This is a genomic window from Glaciecola sp. HA4-3, from assembly GCF_055693685.1.
On record NZ_CM146340.1, the window covers coordinates 1,876,322 to 1,895,170 of the forward strand.

Below are 18,849 nucleotides of genomic sequence, written 5' to 3' on the forward strand. Positions count from 1 at the left end.
GTCGTAATGAAGTTCTTGTTAATTTTGATATTAAACGCTGTCAACACAAGCAAAAACACTAAGGATACGACTCCTAATGTATTATAAAGCTTATCTCCCATCAAAAAGAATTGTACAGTAATCGGTAATAAAATAGACGGTACATAAGAAAAGTAGCCTTAGTAGATAAAGACTATAGGTAAAGGCTGATCCACCTGTCATCGCAAACAAGCTCATTAACAACAAAAACTGATAGGTTTGATTATCTATTGGTAAGTACAAAATCCCAATTGCACCCCAAATTAAGCCCGCGCATCCACTTCCAATGATAATGGATAACTTAAATGGTTTAAGATTTTCTGCGCAAAATTTATCTTTGTAATACATATACATAAGGGTACGGACAGCAACCATCAAAAAGAGTAATCCCATGCATATTGCTATAGTGGAAAATGGCACCACATCTGAAAAACCGTAAGAAATGGCACATCCAATTACTAAGTTTATAAAAAGTAGTGTAGGAATAGCGCTGTGCATTAATGCTATTTGTTCAACATGTACTTTATTAGATAAGTCCTGTTCAACGCTTGTATTCAATTTATTGCCTTTTGCTGATTAATCTGCTTGGCTGATAGACGCCCTAGCCTTGATACTCTCATATCAAAAGACCAGAATCATTAGATTTTTACTAAACCCAGACGGAAGTCTGTATTTATCCCAGACCCTTGTTTTATATATCCGCAAAGGACTTTATTTTACATTAGTTTTCATTCAAATTGATTCGAGTTTGTCATGGATAAGATTACAAAAATAGCACCTATGGTAATGGTATTGAGCTGTTTATTATTGACAGGTGGTTGTTCCTCAATGGCACTATAGTACACAAGTAAAACAAATAGAGGAACGCAAAGGCGTTAACGTGGAGCTTATTCCAGCGGCCTATAGAGAAGTCTATTTTAGTCCCGAGAATTCAGATGAGAGACATTGTAGAGCGCCTGATCCAGACTTTACTGTCCAGCAAAATGATCAAGTAAGTGCTTCAATACCTACAGGCAACGACATCAGTCTTGATGGAGGTGAGAAACAAACTGCTTTAAATTTAGGCGGGCGAACCGAAACTGTGCTTCTTACTCGAGAGCTGATGTATCGCGCTTGTGAACTAAGCGCTAACATAAACGCAGACCAAGAAACAACAATCGCTATATACACCGCTTTTTTGAGTTCGGTGCAAGGCATCTCAAAAAACTCAACAACTAGTGATGAATCTGATAGTGCTCAATGGCTAGACGAAGATGACTCACAAGCTAATAGTCCTGAGCTCGATAATGATAACTAAATTACTTCGAGCTTTGCGCTATGTCACAAACAAACCTTTGGTCAATCTATTAGTAGGCTTCATCTTTTTAATCTCTGGTTTTACTGAAGCCTTGGCGTGAAATAAATGATCTATCCTTTGGTGCTCACCATGGTGCAATTGTGTTCGGGCTATTCCATATATTAAAACACTTTCCAGACTTTGTTGAAGGTTTGGAATATGTGCAGAAAAGTGTAAATGACTAACCGCGCGACATATGCGCACTTTACAAAAATGGCCACAAATCGGCTTGAAATCAAGCCATAGTTGGCCATCAACTAGGTAATAAAAAATGATAATTAAACCTTCGTTATACACGTTAATATTGTTCGTGATTGCATTTCACTCACATGCAATCGACCCTAATGTAAATGGATTTAATGTCGTCTCAGTTAAACATCAAACTGGCGAATGGGTACAAAAAGAAAATAAAGTTTGGTTAAGCTGGAAATACGCTCGGAAAAATAAATCTGCACATGTATACAAAGAGGTCAGTAGAGACGAACACAGTGTGTACTTAATGTCAGGTGACTACAGAGTGATCTTAGATTTACACAAAAAACTGTATTCTTATAAAGATAAACATGGAAAAACGCTAGAAGCTAAAAAAATACTCTCGGCAGATTCAAATCAATCATCTCAAAGTGCCAGTGCGTACAATGCTACCTTTATAAGGTATGACAAAGGTAGATATATCGACAAGTCAAACTACACGACTACGGGTAATTCCCATACTGAATATCGCGCGTGGGAGGAGTGGAGCAGCGATAATAAAAGTCACAAACTATATACGGAAACAGGCAGAGATAAAAACGCGATTTATTTGCAAGATCAATATGGAGAAATTCGAATTGACCTTGCTAAAAATGAAATTTTTTATCGCCCCCTTAAATCGAAAAAAACCAGTAAAAAAGTCTATACCGTTGAGCGCGCTTTCCAACATATTCCATCAGGGCCAATTGACGAGCTAACAATCGAAAGCATAGAGACGCTTAAAACGGCTGGTGGGCTAGATACAGCTGGTAGAGCTGGTTTTAGCCTTACAGTAGGCGCAATATCATCAATGGCAACTGGCGGTTATAGTGCAGCTGTTAGTGGATCTGTTATGGCAGAAACAATCACGCGTAAGTTTTTAATTGATATGGCCAAAAATGGAGCCGAAACGATTTTAAAAGCAGGATACAACGAGTACAAACAAGGTAAATACAGAGGTAATTGCGCAGTACAAAGGTCCCAGACCGCAATAGAAGCTTTATTGATGGGAAGAATAGACGATTTAGAAGGCAACAATGGCACTATCAAACAATGGGCTGCTGTTTCTGATTCAGTAAATGATTGGTTTGAAGATAAGGTAAGCGAAGTCGATGATTTATTAGTTAGCGTTGATGGCAGACAATTGTGGTCTACAGCCAAAGAAATGCGCAAAGGCAGTATAGCCGAGCCTAAAACCAAGCATCTATTTAGCCGTGAGCAAGGTGCAATCATCCAACTTCTGGAAGAGGACTCTATGTCTGACAATGATGATTTAGGTGCCATTAGAGTCACAACATGGACTGACTTATCAATGGGAGAAGCACAAGACTGTGTCAGTCGGCGTGGCAATGTTTATACTGTTTTAGCACCAGAAGAGGAAGACGGTAGCTTCTATAAAGTGACCGTATCAATAAAAGAGGAAGTTGGTCATTTCAACAATCTAGTACAAATACAGGCATGTGGCACTCAAACTTGCGTTGCATTGCCCGCTAGCGGCATTGCCGGTCTTGATTTATCAAAGCTTGACCGAGACAAAGACAAAGGTGATTTAAAACAGTGTCCAAGTGGTTATTACAGCTTTCATTTTGCAAAATACACACAATTGATTGTAGCAGATGTCTACCTGCGACTATGCAAACTAATCCCCCCACAATAAAATAACGAACAAGTAGTTCTGGGCTAAATAGCAAGGATGTTATCTAGCTCGAAATGTTACTTTTGCTTAAACTACACTTAACACTTTGCATTACAAATATAAGTTTCAGGCCTTACCTAGCGTCAGGGAGTGAAAATAAAATTGATTCGATATCAAATTGAAGGTCACTATCATCACCGCCTACTTCATTAGAAGTTAAGGTTTTCTTTCCATAAACTTGCCAAACAACTTGATTAGAATTTGCGTCAAATATTCTGATTTGTAAAAAACCATCCGCAGGAACAAGACTAGAATTATAGTCGTTTTCTGTCGTACCAATTACAAAAGCAACGTTAAAGTCTCCGCCCTTCTGAGTGTAGCGGTAACCTTTTTCTAGCAATTTGTTCTTAGTGAACAAATATAATTTGCTGATTGTTGTTTGAGGTACTTGGTATTGTCCCATCAGCACGTCAATTGAATCATTTGACCACGAGAATGTATCGTATACAGTAGGATCGAATTTTTTAGGACTGTCTGTGCTCATACATGCCACTAATAAACACAACAAGACACTTATTGTAATCGCTCTAACATAAATCATTTATTATGTACTTCATCAAGTGTGCGTCTAAACTTAAGTTTTATTTATGAATAGACTACCACGTTTTGTCAGTATATCGATATTTTGAAGCTCAAAACAAATCTGTGACGTGAACTAATATGCATGCAGTTAATAGTGAAGAAATAATAAACCTAGCTTTGCTGCTAGGTTTATTGTCACTAAGCTTACTTTATTCCTATTTAATTTAACCACCGTTTACGAACACAAGCGAACATTGCTAATCCAAATAATGCAAATACACTTGGCGCATTAACGGTGTCTGGATCTGGTGCAATAATAGTCGAGATTGCACCAACCGCGTCAATATCAGCACCGACATAAAATCCCGTTCGTTGTCCTTCATTAGGGTCGTCAGTCAAACGCACAAACTTTAAAATTGAAGAAACGGAAAATCCAAACGCATCTATGTCGATGCCGGAAGTTGCGCCAAATACTTTGCCCACTGATGTCCAGTTTACGCCATCTGCGCTTACTTCAACAAACGTATCCTCTACATCGGGCCCAATTTCGAAAATCCATAGGTCTAACTTGTTATCGCCACTTCCTGTCAGCAAATTATCAATAAACTCCAGTACAATCGAGCCACCGCGACCTAGCGATACGCCAATATTATCTGGTTGACCAATAGTATATTCGGGCGTTTGTACAGCAATGTTTGGGGCTTGAATACCTGTGTTGTATTGCGAAAAGCTGTCTGCAAAAGAAATTTGACCATTTGGAAAATCCACTCCACCGATAAGTTCAGCGTGGACATTAAGCGAAACACTTAGTGCAAAGCATGCCGTTAGGATAGAGCTCATTAATTTACGAATCATGATAGTAAGTTCCATTTATATTATTAGAACCTACATAGTATTGAGTAACATCTATAAATTACTAAGAAACATATATTTTTCATATGTTTTCATAGTTAATTATATATCAATGTTGCAAATTTTTTCTTAGAAGACATTGCTTGAATTTAATTTTCGAAAGGTGTAGCGTAATTATTAAAATACAAGGAAAGAATGTTGGTAAGTAATGTATAAATATCAGCTGGGAGATTGGATCATTGACCCCGCCACATGTGTAATCTCAAACGACGATACCAGTAAGAATATCGAACCAAAATGCATGGATTTATTAATGCTTCTTATCCAAGCAAATGGCAAGCTTGTTTCTCGTGAACAGATATTAAAAGCCGTGTGGGATGAGCGATATGTTACCGAGCAAGTCCTTAACAACTTAGTTGCTTTGTTAAGAAAACACTTACGTAATAATGACAAGCAAAAGAATGACGCCTACATCAAAACACGTCCAAAAAAAGGGTATCATTTAGTCATACAAGCCAAACGACTTAGCCTAAGTCAAAATCAAAGTACATCAAACAGTGCGACAGACAGTGCAATCATATTCAAACCACCTCCCCCAAAAACTGATGATGCGCAAGCTACAAGCGCTATTAGTGAAAATAAGCAACAAACTAACAGCTGGTCGCGAATAAAGCTTCCAATAGTATTATCTATATTCTTAGTCGCCATTATCACAGCGGCTTACATTTGGTCGCATAAGCCCTTACAAGCCCTAACAGTAGCGATACTGCCAATTGACATTTTAGATTCACAAACAGATGCACAAGACTTTGCTAACGGTCTAGTGGAAGAAGCAATTTATCAGCTGTCAGAATCTACGCAACTTCAAGTTGTTTCCCGCTCTACAGTGTTCACTATCACGGATAAGTCCTTAAGTGCACAAAAGATTGCTGAAAATTTGGATGTTGACTATTTAGTCGAAAGCTCTGTAAGAACTGAACACGACATTATGCGCGTTACATCGCGCCTAATTGATGGTAAAACTGGCAATTTGTTGTGGACAAAGGTATTTACTGCAAACTCTAGTTCAATACTTCAATCTCAATCTGATATCGCGCAGTCCCTCACCGCTTATATTGGTGATAGCCTGCAAAGTCTTGACACGCGTATGGCACTGGAGAACGGTGCAATTGCTCGCGAGGCATATTTACACGTGCTTAGAGCCAAAAAGCTGAACGCTCAAGGCACAACTGAGTCTTATGCTCTTGCAATTGATGAATTTCTATTTGCCACCCAAGTCGCTCCTGAATATTTAGAAGCCCATGTAGGCTTGGCATATAATTATATGCAGATGGGAAAAAAGCGCGCAATGGACTGGGAAAAATCATTGGCACTAGCATACGAATCCATCCAGAGTGCACTTAGCATTGATCCAGAGCATGCTTTGTCTAACTCTATATTAGGAACCTACTATCAAAATAAAGGCAACTATCAAGAATCCGAAAAATACTATCTTACTGCCATAGATATCGACCCAAATCTATATGTTGCTGTTTTAAACTACGCAAACTTACTGCGACAATCAGCGAGGTTTGATGAATCACTTTCTTTTTATGAGCAGGCACTCACCTTATCTCCAAGATCAGTACCTGCTCATTGGGCGATCGGTAGCATATTGGTAAATTTGGGAAGACTCGATGAGGCATTGGCTCACTATCAAAAGTGTACGTTGCTTTTACCAAAATCTACTGACTGCCTTGCTGGTCAAGCTTATGTTCAACGTTTAAGTAATTTAAACGAGCGCGCAGAAGACACCTTCAATACGCTGACACAAGTATCGAAACCAAGCGAATATTGGTATAAAGTTGTCAGTGCATGGCATTCATTGTGGAAAAACGACACACAACTTGCACAAAAAAAATATTTGGCTGTATTTGAAGACAATAGCTTTGCAGCAAATGGGGTAGTAGACGCTAGCCTTGTAGCATGGAAACAAGACAATTTGTCAGCTTGGATAACACAACTGACAACAGCGCTAGAAACCAGAAAAAACATAAAGACACATGCTTCTTTATCTTATGCAAATTACCTTAATAATGATTGCCCAAGCGCTATCAAAAATCTAGAAACACTGTTGCAACACCAACCCTATTACTTTGACAATTATAGCGTGTGGTTAAATGCACTTTCCTACCGCGCTGCTTTGGCATTTTGTTATAAACAGATGTCCCGCAATGAAAAGTTTATATTTCACCGAAATGCGTTAGAAGAAAGACTGATGCTACTACCAAAAAATAATGTATTGGCCCCTGGATTCGAATTAGTTAAAGGGCACTACCACATCCTAAATAACGAATTAGACATAGCCACAGATATTGTAAACAATATCGTCGAACAAGACGCTAACATTGCTTGGATGTTTGCAAAAGATCCAATCTACAAGTCTGTAAAACTACAATAGGCATAATTAAAACTTTAGTTATCTATAGAATTGATGTTTGATAAATGTTTACTCAATCTTCATCATCACCACGAATACGCGCTAAGCGGGCTTGCTCTTCTGCGAATGCCGCTTTAATTTCTTCAAGTACCGTATCGACATCGGCTTCGCTTTGGTCAAACTCAAAATGACCTGTAAGATCGGAATCGGGGGTAAGTTTACCGCTTTCAAACAGCGCCCACATTTCTTCGGCATAATGGGTTTGTTTTAACTCAGGAGCATATTGTGCGTAGTAGTCAGTCATATTATCGATATCACGCTTTAACATACTAAACGCGTTATTATTGGCTGCGGCATTCACCGCCTGGGGTAAATCGATTATTACTGGGCCGTAATCGTCTACCAACACATTAAATTCCGATAAATCCCCATGAATAAGCCCTGCACAAAGCATTAGCATGACATAAAACATGACTTGAGCATGATCTTCTAAGGCTTGCTCAGCAGACATCGCTACGTCATTTAATCTAGGCGCGACCTCTCCTTCCTCATTGGTCACAAGCTCCATTAACAAGACACCATCATAGCAACCAAAAGGCTGAGGAACGCGCACACCTGCTTTGCTCAAAGTAAACAGTGCGTCTACTTCAGCATTTTGCCAAGCCTCTTCTTGTTGTTTACGACCAAAATTTGAACCTTTCTCCATGGCTCTGGCGCGCCGACTATTTTTGGTCTTGCGGCCCTCTTGATACTGCGCTGCCTTTTTAAAGCTTCGCTGCATCGAATCCTTATAGACTTTAGCACAGCGGATTTCACCTTGGCTGAGCACCACATATACCGTCGCTTCTTTACCACTCATCAATTGGTAATGTACTTCATCTACTAAGCCATCTTCCACTAAAGGCAATAAACGTTTAGGTATTTTCATACAAGAGTTACACCTTGAAATAAAAGAAATAACATTAAAGCGCTGAGAAAGGACTTCTTGGTGTGGTAATGCTGTGACATGGTGAGAGTTTGGAACACCATACTAATTAAATATTGTCGAAGTAAATACAATTAGCGTTTTAGCATCAGAGTAATGGTCGGTGTGAGAGGATTTGAACCTCCGACCCCTGACACCCCATGACAGTGCGCTACCAAGCTGCGCCACACACCGACCGAGCCAAGCATTATATTGATTTATCAATTGAAATCCACTGTTTTCTTGGAATATTCGCTCGAATTTACCCATATAAGTTTGCCTTCGTCTAGTTCTTGTTCACCATCAAAACGATATGCACATAAAACGCCTTGAGGAATAACGACAGACCAATCTAAACAGGCTATATTTTTACTCATTAGTCTGGGTTGTCCTTGCATCCAATAATGCCCAAAAAATATAGGGGCATTACCACTAATATCCGGTATTAAAGGCAAACTTACAGGAGTGTCGGGTATTTCATCAATATTGGGGACAGAAGTACACGCATTTTTATAGGTAGTTTGCTCTGGCAAGTCCCACCACTTAAGCCGTGCCTTTTTACGAACTCGACCACCTGAATCAGTAAAACTACTTCCTTTAGGTAAGTCAAACTTACTTCCATTTAAACAATACTCAAGTGCACCCAAGCATTCTTTAGTAATGCTTTGTGGTGATTGCCAAAAGCTATCCAATAAAACCGCATCTCCATCAGCATACTTTGAAAGGGTCTTAACTGTATGATTATCCCACGCGGCGTGCACGCAACGAAAGCGAGCATCATCAATAAAAAGAGGCAGCGTTTTCAGCCATTCAATAGTGTCAAGATACCATGCTTCGTTAGATTTGGTTTGCTGTAAAAAAGCCTCGTGTTCTTTGAGATTTTTAGGTGTATGCGGTCGTAATGGCCTGCCTTGATTGTCTTTTTGATGCCATGCAATTGCATAGAATTCATGATTACCCATAATAATGAGTGCTTTGCCAGCCTCATGCATTTTTTTCAAGATATCAACAATCTCGACTTGCCCTGGGCCTCTATCAATAATGTCACCGACCGAGACCAACACACGTGATTTGTGCTGCCATACGCCATCGATTTCTTGGTAGTCCATTTTAATCAATAAATCGATAAATGATTGGCTATGCCCATGAATATCGCCAACAAAATCAAAATGTTCATTGGCCTGCAATACACTTCGTAAGGTATGCATATGCTTAAGATTTCTCCTTAACAGACAACATATTATGCTTTATCATCTGAACCAATTCTGCTGGCGACCGCGCCATCTTGGTTGCGATATTTTGCATCTTCGCGCGAGTTATATGGCTTTTGAGCATAATCAGACAATACTTCAAAACTTAATGCCCCTATTTTCATGCCCGGCTTTAGAGCTAAAGGTAACTTCCCTGAGTTAAAGAACTCTAAAACGATATTTCCTGACCAACCAGGATCAATTCTATGAGCAGTTACGTGCACCATTAGACCTAAGCGTGCAAGCGACGAACGGCCATCTAGCCAACCAACCATGTTTGCTGGCAAAGTAATTGATTCGTGAGTGACCGCAATAGCCAATTCACCAGGATGTAAGAAAAACGTTTTGTCATGTGCAATTTCAATCTCATCACTCATAACATTATCAAGGGCCGCTTGAACTTCGTGTTTCGGACCACTTAAGTCAATAAAAGGAGCTTGGTGATCTTCAAAAACCCTGAATTTGTTTCCCAATGTTACATCTACCGTTACGCCACTTATATTATCATCATGGGGCATTGGTGAGATTACAACATCGCCTCGTTTGAGGTATTCCTTAATATCTTTATCGCATAAACGCATAATGTTTTTTCACTACTCTAAGTTGGTACTAGTCTAATTTTGTAATTTCAATTGAACCGGCTAAGTTTGCCGCTGTTTGCATAATTGTAGTTTTATCATACAACGCAACAGACATATCAATTGCGGCTTGTTTGTAGATACTTGTTATTGGATGCTGAGCCTGCAAGTGTAATAACGATTGCCCCGTATCTGCATATTCTCGAATAATTGGATCAAGCGGTACCTGAGCCAGTAGCGGCAATTGATATTTATCTGAAAGTTTCTGGGCGCCTCTTTCAGAAAATATCGCTGTTTTATTATGACAATAGCTACATTCAAAATAACTCATGTTTTCGATAATACCTAATACCGGAATATCGAGTTTTTCGAACATTGAAATGCCCTTTGCAGCGTCAGATAAAGCGATATCCTGAGGCGTTGTTACGACAACCGCTGCAGTTAAGGGTAGCTGTTGACACATAGTTAGCTGAATGTCGCCGGTGCCTGCAGCGGCATATCAACAATCAAATAATCAAGCATCGGCCAAATTGTCTCATTAACCAATTGATTCAGGGCTTTACTGGCCATTGGTCCACGCCAAATTGACGCATGATCATTTTTAACAAGATAACCAATAGAGTTTGACACAATATCATGCCCTGCGATTGGACTCATATGTTTATTATCACTGCTATGAGGCGTAGCATCTTGTTTACCCATCATTATAGGAATTGAAGGCCCATAAATATCAGCGTCTAAAATACCAACTCGGGCACCTTCTTTCCCCAGTGCTATGGCCATATTTAACGCACTTGCCGATTTTCCAACACCGCCTTTACCCGACGATATCGCGATAATGTTTTTAACATTTTTTACCAACGGCGGTTTTGCATCAAAAATAGGAATATTATAAGTATGTGTAAGCTCAAAGATATTGGAAAGGTTAATCTCACTCTTTTGTAGTATTGATCTTAATTCTTCGCTCAAGGCTGGCCACAAAGAATTAAGCACCATTGGAAAAACAATACATAGGTTTTCACATAACTCACTTTCATTAAACTGAAAACGATATTCAATGGCTTTTACTACGTCTTCACTTACCCCTAGTTTAGCTTTGAGCATCTTAGTCAAGATGGGTTTTATAGCCTTTGCTTGATTTTCAGTCTTTATCTTGCTGCCGACTTCCATTTTGGAGACTTTTGTTGTTTTATTTGACGAAAAAAACATACTGATCCTAAAAGAATAATTATATAAACCTGCGATTATTCATATTTGATGATAATTTGTGCGTAGCTGCATCAATCTTTGTGTGTATTATGCCTAATTCAAGGTGCAAATAATATGAGTTTCGGCTACCATTCTTGGCTGAAAACTAATCCGTAATATTTAGCGTGTGTTTTACCACTGCAGTATAGCGGTATTTGCAATCATTAAAAGATAAAGGTCAATACATATATGAATTCTGAAAAGCGCCGCATGCTGGTTACCAGCGCTCTACCTTATGCCAATGGTTCTATTCATTTAGGTCATTTGCTAGAACATATCCAGACGGATATTTGGGTGCGCTTTCAGAGACTCCGTGGCCATCAGTGTTACAGTGTCTGTGCTGATGATGCGCATGGCACACCCGTGATGCTAAAAGCACAAGAGCTTGGTATAACACCAGAGCAAATGGTCGACCAAACCCGTCAAGAGCATCATCAAGATTTACAAGACTTCTTAGTTGATTATAACAATTATTACGTCACCCATTCGCCTGAAAACAAAGCCTTTTGTGAAGACATTTATCATAAGCTTAATGCAAATGGCTACATTTCTAAGAAAACAATTAACCAGCTTTTTGACCCAGAAAAACAAATGTTTTTGCCAGATAGATTTGTTAAAGGTACTTGCCCTAAATGTGGTGCTGAAGACCAAAACGGTGATAGTTGTGATAGTTGTGGGGCTACCTATTCTCCTACCGAAGTTCAGAACCCTCGGTCTGTTGTTTCAGGCGCAACCCCTGTATTAAAAGACTCTGAGCACTTCTTTTTTGACTTGCCTAAGTTTGAAAGTATGTTAAAAGAATGGATTCGTTCAGGGGCTATTAAAAATGAAATGGCCAACAAACTTGAAGAATGGTTTGAACAAGGATTGCAACAATGGGATATCAGTCGTGATGCACCCTATTTTGGTTTTGAAATTCCAAACGCGCTCTGGTAAATTCTTCTATGTTTGGGTAGACGCGCCAGTTGGTTACATGGCTAGTTTTAAAAACTATGCTGACAAGCACGGTATCAATGACAGCGAATTTTGGGAAACTGGAAACGATACGGAGCTTTATCACTTTATTGGTAAAGATATTACTTATTTTCACTGTTTGTTTTGGCCAGCAATGCTCGAAGGTGCAGGGTTTCGCAAGCCTACCGGTGTTAACATACATGGTTTTGTTACGGTAAACGGCGCTAAAATGTCTAAATCTAGAGGGACATTTATCAAGGCCAGGACATATTTAGAACACCTCAACCCCGAATATTTGCGATATTATTTTGCTAGCAAACTAAATGATAGTGTTACCGACATCGATTTAAACTTTGAAGACTTCGTTCAAAAAGTAAATGCTGATCTTGTTGGTAAAGTAGTCAACATTGCTTCAAGATGTGCTGGGTTTATTAGCAAAAAATTTGATGGAACTTTATCAAATAGAATTGAAAACCCTCAATTGCTTCAAGAGTTTCAAGACGCAAGCGAAGCAATTGCACAAAGTCTAGAGTCGCGTCAATACCACAAAGCGATTCGTGACATCATGACCTTAGCGGATAAAGCAAATCAATACATTGATGCACAAGCGCCTTGGGTAACTATCAAAGACGCCGACAAACATGATTTGACGCACGATGTATGCTCATTAGGCATCCACCTGTTTAGAGTGTTAATGGTATATCTAACGCCTGTTTTGCCAACGCTCTCTAGGGACACACAAACATTCTTAAATGATGAATTTACTTGGGACAGTGCACAAGATGTAAAATTAGGGCACCGCATTAATAAATTTAAAGCATTGTTACAGCGAGTTGATTCAGACAAGGTGAATGCGATGATTGAAGCATCTAAAGACAACTTAAAAGCAAGTACTGCAAAGCCCGACAAAGAAGCTAAACCAAGCGCTAATAAAAACGATATTGAAGATTTAGCCGACACCATCAATTTTGACGATTTTGCCAAAATTGATTTAAGAATCGCCAAAATAGTGAATGCTGAAGCGGTCGAAAAAGCAGATAAACTGTTAAGGCTGGAGCTTGATATTGGTAATCAAACCAAGCAAGTATTTGCGGGTATAAAATCAGCATATCAACCAGAAGACTTAATTGGCAAACATACCGTAATGGTCGCAAACCTAGCGCCGCGTAAGATGCGTTTTGGCGTGTCAGAAGGGATGGTGCTAGCAGCTGGACCTTAGTGGTAAAGACTTATATCTTCTTGAACCTCATGATGGTGCCCTGCTAAGGTATGCGTGTCAAATAATCACGATAATCTTGACTTACTAGTACTATTTCGATTTTGAATTAACGACTGTTGCCGTGCCAGCAGTCGGTCTGGCGCTAAATTTAGGCTTGAGCTTCCAAGTGGTTTTGATTGGAGTGATGGGTATTTCTCTTTTTCTTGCGACAATAATATACATAGACGAAAACCAAGGTAAATAACGTTTTAATAGTCGTTGAATACGACTATTAGCGCCAAAGAACCTTGACATGAACAACGAAGAGTACATGATGTGCTCTTGCACAACGACTTCAAACTCTAAAAGATGCAACCAATCCTTTATTCTTGCACTTGTGAAAAACCGGCCTTGGTGCAGAATGTTTTTAGGGTTGATGGGTAGGTATTTCATTAAGCCTGCAATACTAAAAGGATTATACCCCGCGATAATTAGATGGCCATTGGCCGTCAAAGCACGGTCTATTTCTCTCACAATTTGATGTGGGTCTTGTGCAAAATCAAGCTCGCCCAATAAGACAAATGCATCGACACTGTTATTTTGAAAAGGCAACTGAGCCGACAATGCGCAAATATCATTATGTTTATTTGCATGTGGTGCGCACGAAAACTGACGTTTGATTTTGCATTCTTTTAGTGCCACTTGAGTACTTAAACTACCTAATTTGACCAAATAATATCCAAAGACTCGCTCCATCAAAGGTTGTAAGGCTTTTTCTAGCTCCTCGCAAGCAAGGTCACCTTGGCTAAGCTCCTTCCACTGCTTTGGGTAATGTATTTTATCAGCGCTTTTGGCGTCAGCCATGCATTTCGCTACCTATATTATGATGTTTCATTTATTTTTATGGATACTATTTACTTTATGCAAGCTTATGCTTAAATTCCACTGTACCTCGCATTACATTCATATAAAATACATCATATAGTCATGATCAACAATCAGGAGCATTTTTTGAATACGCTGCATGTATTTGGGATCCCCGCATTTTCAGATAACTATATATGGTGCCTACATAACAATACAGATGCCGTTGTTGTTGACCCAGGCGACGCTGAAGTCGTGTTAAGCTACCTACAAGATCATAAGTTAACATTATGCACTATTTTGATCACACATCATCACTGGGATCACACTGGCGGTGTCAAATCGCTCTTAGAGCACTACCCGGACATTCGGGTTTATGGCCCTGAAAACCCCAAAATTAAGGATATATCTGATCGGGTTACTCAAGGGCAAACGCTGGTAATACCTGAGCTTAATATTCGTTTTGAGGTACTAGAGACGCCCGGTCATACGCTCGATCATATCGCGTTTTATAATGAAGACATGCTATTTTGTGGCGACACCCTGTTTTCCGGAGGGTGTGGCAGAATGTTTGAGGGAACCCCAGATATGTTTTATCAATCATTGCAAAAGCTTAGTGACCTACCTGCATCCACAAAAGTATATTGCACCCATGAATATACCCAAGCAAATTTATCCTTCGCACTATCTATAGAACCCAGTAATTTAGAATTATCTGATTATGCCAATAGGGTTAACATGCTTAGAAGTCGCAATGAAATTACCTTACCGTCTACTATTTCGCACGAACGTGAAATTAATCCATTTTTGCGTTGTCACATAAATTCAATACAACAAACTTGCTTGCCGTCTTCAGCATTAATTGCTGATGATGCAAAGCTTGAAGTGCAAACATTTGCAAAGTTACGCCAATTAAAAGACGATTTTTAATTCAGGAGTAAATAAAGTAAAATCTGCGCGCATTCATAATATTAAATAGGTTTCCATGAAGTACCTCGTTTTATTTTTTCTGTTTTTTCTTAGCGCTTGTTCATTGACACAAAACCCTGAGAATGTAGTAACGATACAGCCGTCTTATGAAGTTGCTCAAGATACTTTTCCGTCAAGTTTGGACAATGCTGCCCAGCAATGCACATTAGATACTCTAGGTGAAAGCTGTGATGTATTGGACAAAGGGGATGAGCATCAGCAAGAGGGTGTTGCTCAGCTTATTCATCCTGTAGAGGAAGTTGATTTACAAAACGTGCTGCCTCCTATTGAAGAACAAAAGCCGTACGACAACATTTGGGAGGATATTGCCCGAGATTTTAGTTTTGACATACCTGAAAACAACAAACGCCTACAAGCTCAAATAAACTGGTATCTTAAACACCCAGCATATATGAAACGCGTATCCACACGCGCACAACCTTTTTTACATTACATTGTGCAACGGTTGAAAGCAGAAAACATGCCTTTGGAACTTGCTTTATTGCCAATTGTAGAAAGCGGATTTGATCCGTTTGCGTATGGCCATGGCAGAGCATCAGGTATGTGGCAATTTATTCCTAGTACTGGAAAACGCTTTGGTATGAAGCAAAACTGGTGGTATGACGGCAGACGTGACGTGATTGCTTCTACCGAAGGCGCAATTGCTTACCTACAATATTTACACCGTTTTTTTGATGGCAATTGGCTACATGCATTGGCTGCGTATAATAGTGGTGAAGGCCGAGTCAAAAGAGCAATAAAGAAAAACAAGCAACAAGGTAAGCCGACTGATTTTTGGTCATTGTCCCTGCCAAGAGAAACTAGAGCTTATGTCCCCAAATTACTTGCGCTTAGCGATATTCTTACCAAACACGAAGCATATGGTTTCGCATGGCCTGCAATTCCTAATCAGGCCGTATTAGAGATTGTTGAAACTCAGTCCCAAATAGACTTAGCATTAGCAGCTGAAATGGCGGGCTTAACAACAGCGGAATTACAGGCACTCAACCCTGGTTTTAATCGTTGGGCGACCGATCCCGACGGTCCTCATCAATTGTTATTGCCTATTGAGAACTCAGAAAAATTTACTGTCGCCCTCACACAAACATCTCAAAAAGATCGTTTAAAATGGGTCAGACATAAAGTCAAAAGTGGCGAAAGTCTTGGAGTCATCGCTCAAAATTATAGCAGTAGCGTCGATGTCATCAAAAACATTAATAATCTAAAAAACAATCTTATACGCGCAAATGATTTTCTATTAGTACCTGTCGCATCAAATGATTTGTCACAGTATAGTTTATCCTTGGATCAACGAATTGCTGCTAATAAGGCGCGCCAAAGGTCTGGAACTAGGTCAACACATAAAGTCGAAACGGGCGATACTTTGTGGGACATAGCCATGGCCAACAAGGTCGATGTAAGAGCCTTGGCCAAATGGAATAATATGGCGCCAACGGACCCCCTTAAGGTGGGTAAAACGCTAGTAATTTGGCAAAGTAATGGTAGTCAAACAGTTGACAGTGTTAATACCACTAAGGCGAGTCGTATATACAGTGCGAAATGGCGACTCATTAGCAAGAATTGCAAGTAAATTTAAGGTAAAAGTGTCAGAATTGACGAAATGGAACAAGCTTAATAAAGGTGATTATTTGCAACTATAGGTCAAAAAATACGAATAAATGTTGACGTGACACGCACTTAATCGCGTCACGTCACCCAAGCAGGAACTACAATTTACGCCACTTTGTCCCTGCTTTACTTTCTTCTAACACGACTCCCAAAGTATTAAGCTCGTCACGAATAACATCAGCGCTGGCCCAATCTTTGTTATTTCGAGCTTCAATTCTTTTTGCAATCAGCGATTCAACTTTTTCAACGAAAGCGTCATCTACTTCCCCTTTGAAGAAATCATCAGGATTTGTTTGCAATATACCTAAGATCGCACCAAGCTTTACTAATAATCCAGATAAACGACTAGCCTCCTGTGCCTCTTGACTAAGACTATTTAAGTCTTTGGCAATTTCAAACAGCACAGAAACTGCAATTGGCATATTGAAATCATCATTCATAGCGGCTTCAAATTTTGATAAATAACCACCATGATCAATCGCTACGTTCATATCGGGCTTTGCGCTGCGTATCGCGTTATATAATCTTTCTAAGCTTGCTCTGGCTTGAGTAATATTGTCTTGAGAATAGCTCAACTGGCTACGGTAATGAGCAGACATTAGAAAGAACCGTAAAGTCTCCGCATCGTGTTTTTCTAAGACATCTCGAAGTGTGAAAAAATTGCCCAAGGACTTAGACATTTTTTCATTATCTATTTGTACCATCCCTGCATGCATCCATGTATTGACATATTCAGTATCAAACGCACAACATGATTGCGCCACTTCATTTTCATGATGCGGAAATATAAGATCAGAGCCACCACCATGAATATCAAAATGCTCACCAAGATGCTTGTGATTCATCGCTGAACATTCAATGTGCCAACCTTGCCTGCCTTCTCCCCATGGAGACGACCAACTTATTTCGTTAGGTTTAGCCATTTTCCATAATACAAAATCTAATGGATCTTCTTTATCACTGGTAGTTTGAACACGTATCCCAGAAGATAATTGTGATAGATCTTGCTGACTTAATTCACCATATTTTTCAAATGAATCTACTTTAAACAAAACATCACCCGTAGTAGATTGATAAGCATGCCCTTTTGCAATAAGCCGCTCAATGACATCGATGATCTCGGGTATATGGCCAGTCACTTTTGGCTCAATATCGGGTTCGGTTAAGTTAAGTGCAGCGAAATCTGCATGCATCTGAGCAATGGTACGCTCGGTCAATGCTTGCGGCGTTTCATTGTTTTGCTTAGCTCGCGCTATAATTTTATCATCAACATCGGTAATATTGCGCACATAGTTTACCTCATACCCTAAATGACGGAGGTAGCGAACAACAATATCAAAACTTAAGTAGGTTCTTGCATGTCCCATGTGACATAAATCATATACCGTTATGCCACAAACATAGATGCCAACCTTTCCTTTTTTTAAAGGAGTAAAAGCTTGTTTTTTGCGAGATAGCGTATCGAATATATGTAACATGTGTATTTTGTCTTACCTTTTAGAAGTCGCGCGAAAAATGTGGGCAAATTCTAGCATCTTATAGGGGATTTGAGCTACCATTACACGCGAGTTAATTTATACAATTAAAACCCTAACACAAAATCGATAACACAAAGGATCCATAATGGTTGTAATCAAAACAAATTTTGGCGAAATAAAAGTAAAACTATTTGAAAAAGAAGCGCCCAAGACTGTCGCTAACTTTTTATCTTATGTCGATGATGGATTTTATGACAACACTATTTTTCACAGAGTCATTAGCAACTTTATGATTCAAGGTGGCGGCTTTGAGCCCGGTCTACAACAAAAAGATACTAAAGACACCATTGAAAACGAAGCCGATAATGGATTGAGTAACAAAACCGGTACCCTAGCGATGGCTAGAACCAATGATCCACATTCTGCAACGTGTCAGTTTTTTATCAACGTAAAAGACAACGATTTTTTAGATTTTAGCGCCGCTAATGCTCATGGATATGGTTATTGTGTATTTGCTGAAGTGGTTGAAGGTATGGACGTAGTTGAAGCAATCAAAGGCGTCGATACGGGCAATGCAGGAATGCATCAAGATGTCCCTGTTGAAGATGTTATCATTGAATCAGCGACTCGCGCTGAAGCCTAG

The 18,849-nt window shown here is 39.5% G+C and carries 16 protein-coding genes, 1 tRNA gene and 1 pseudogene; 7 read left to right on the forward strand and 11 right to left on the reverse strand.

Annotation, left to right across the window (positions count from 1 at the left end):
* Positions 1-90: 90 nt before the first annotated feature.
* Positions 91-576: a hypothetical protein gene (locus ACZ1G6_RS08885; protein ID WP_472615988.1), complete on the reverse strand. Its 486-nt coding sequence runs from the start codon at positions 574-576 to the stop codon at positions 91-93.
* A gap of 322 nt (positions 577-898) precedes the next feature.
* Between ACZ1G6_RS08885 and ACZ1G6_RS08890 the strand changes: the two genes are divergently transcribed.
* Positions 899-1,315 (forward strand): hypothetical protein, encoded by a 417-nt coding sequence (locus ACZ1G6_RS08890; protein WP_472615989.1) that lies wholly within the window; start codon positions 899-901, stop codon positions 1,313-1,315.
* A gap of 310 nt (positions 1,316-1,625) precedes the next feature.
* Positions 1,626-3,242: a hypothetical protein gene (locus tag ACZ1G6_RS08895; RefSeq protein ID WP_472615990.1), complete on the forward strand. Its 1,617-nt coding sequence runs from the start codon at positions 1,626-1,628 to the stop codon at positions 3,240-3,242.
* Positions 3,243-3,354: 112 nt separating this feature from the next.
* Here ACZ1G6_RS08895 and ACZ1G6_RS08900 read toward each other — a convergent pair whose 3' ends face one another.
* Entirely contained in the window at positions 3,355-3,765 is a 411-nt protein-coding gene (locus ACZ1G6_RS08900) for a DUF4136 domain-containing protein (protein WP_472615991.1), read from the reverse strand.
* A gap of 257 nt (positions 3,766-4,022) precedes the next feature.
* Positions 4,023-4,658, reverse strand: a complete 636-nt coding sequence (locus tag ACZ1G6_RS08905) for a hypothetical protein (protein ID WP_472615992.1) — start codon at positions 4,656-4,658, stop codon at positions 4,023-4,025.
* A gap of 205 nt (positions 4,659-4,863) precedes the next feature.
* On the opposite strand from ACZ1G6_RS08905, the gene ACZ1G6_RS08910 reads away from it, so the two are divergent.
* Entirely contained in the window at positions 4,864-7,095 is a 2,232-nt protein-coding gene (locus ACZ1G6_RS08910; RefSeq protein ID WP_472615993.1) for a winged helix-turn-helix domain-containing tetratricopeptide repeat protein, read from the forward strand.
* 52 nt (positions 7,096-7,147) lie between these two features.
* Here ACZ1G6_RS08910 and ACZ1G6_RS08915 read toward each other — a convergent pair whose 3' ends face one another.
* The 6 genes from ACZ1G6_RS08915 to ACZ1G6_RS08940 all read right to left on the reverse strand — a co-directional run bounded on the left by ACZ1G6_RS08915 (position 7,148) and on the right by ACZ1G6_RS08940 (position 11,075).
* Positions 7,148-8,002 carry a PA4780 family RIO1-like protein kinase gene (locus tag ACZ1G6_RS08915; protein WP_472615994.1) on the reverse strand — a complete coding sequence of 285 codons (855 nt, stop codon included), beginning with the start codon at positions 8,000-8,002 and terminating at the stop codon, positions 7,148-7,150.
* A 154-nt stretch (positions 8,003-8,156) separates the two neighbouring features.
* Positions 8,157-8,233 (reverse strand) — tRNA-Pro (locus tag ACZ1G6_RS08920).
* Positions 8,234-8,259: 26 nt separating this feature from the next.
* A complete protein-coding gene (locus ACZ1G6_RS08925; protein ID WP_472615995.1) occupies positions 8,260-9,246 on the reverse strand; it encodes a metallophosphoesterase in 987 nt (328 codons plus the stop codon).
* Positions 9,247-9,278: 32 nt separating this feature from the next.
* Positions 9,279-9,869: a dCTP deaminase gene (gene dcd / locus ACZ1G6_RS08930; RefSeq protein WP_472615996.1), complete on the reverse strand. Its 591-nt coding sequence runs from the start codon at positions 9,867-9,869 to the stop codon at positions 9,279-9,281.
* 28 nt (positions 9,870-9,897) lie between these two features.
* Positions 9,898-10,329, reverse strand: coding sequence for a P-loop NTPase (locus ACZ1G6_RS08935; RefSeq protein ID WP_472615997.1), 432 nt, complete (start codon positions 10,327-10,329; stop codon positions 9,898-9,900).
* A gap of 2 nt (positions 10,330-10,331) precedes the next feature.
* Complete coding sequence (locus ACZ1G6_RS08940; protein WP_472615998.1) at positions 10,332-11,075, reverse strand: P-loop NTPase; 744 nt, start codon at positions 11,073-11,075, stop codon at positions 10,332-10,334.
* 228 nt (positions 11,076-11,303) lie between these two features.
* Between ACZ1G6_RS08940 and metG the strand changes: the two are divergent.
* Positions 11,304-13,352 (forward strand): annotated as a pseudogene (gene metG / locus ACZ1G6_RS08945) (methionine--tRNA ligase).
* Positions 13,353-13,377: 25 nt separating this feature from the next.
* On the opposite strand, the gene ACZ1G6_RS08950 reads toward metG, so the two are convergent.
* A complete protein-coding gene (locus tag ACZ1G6_RS08950) occupies positions 13,378-14,130 on the reverse strand; it encodes a methyltransferase domain-containing protein (RefSeq protein ID WP_472615999.1) in 753 nt (250 codons plus the stop codon).
* A gap of 123 nt (positions 14,131-14,253) precedes the next feature.
* Here ACZ1G6_RS08950 and gloB point away from each other — a divergent pair, with 123 nt between their 5' ends.
* Positions 14,254-15,060 (forward strand): hydroxyacylglutathione hydrolase, encoded by an 807-nt coding sequence (gene gloB, locus ACZ1G6_RS08955; RefSeq protein ID WP_472616000.1) that lies wholly within the window; start codon positions 14,254-14,256, stop codon positions 15,058-15,060.
* A gap of 55 nt (positions 15,061-15,115) precedes the next feature.
* On the forward strand, positions 15,116-16,690 hold the full coding sequence (locus tag ACZ1G6_RS08960; RefSeq protein WP_472616001.1) for a transglycosylase SLT domain-containing protein: 1,575 nt from the start codon (positions 15,116-15,118) through the stop codon (positions 16,688-16,690).
* A 136-nt stretch (positions 16,691-16,826) separates the two neighbouring features.
* Here ACZ1G6_RS08960 and cysS read toward each other — a convergent pair whose 3' ends face one another.
* Complete coding sequence (gene cysS / locus ACZ1G6_RS08965; protein WP_472616002.1) at positions 16,827-18,206, reverse strand: cysteine--tRNA ligase; 1,380 nt, start codon at positions 18,204-18,206, stop codon at positions 16,827-16,829.
* Positions 18,207-18,351: 145 nt separating this feature from the next.
* Here cysS and ACZ1G6_RS08970 point away from each other — a divergent pair, with 145 nt between their 5' ends.
* The gene (locus ACZ1G6_RS08970; RefSeq protein ID WP_472616003.1) at positions 18,352-18,849 is read left to right on the forward strand and encodes a peptidylprolyl isomerase; all 498 of its coding nucleotides are present in this window, start codon (positions 18,352-18,354) and stop codon (positions 18,847-18,849) included.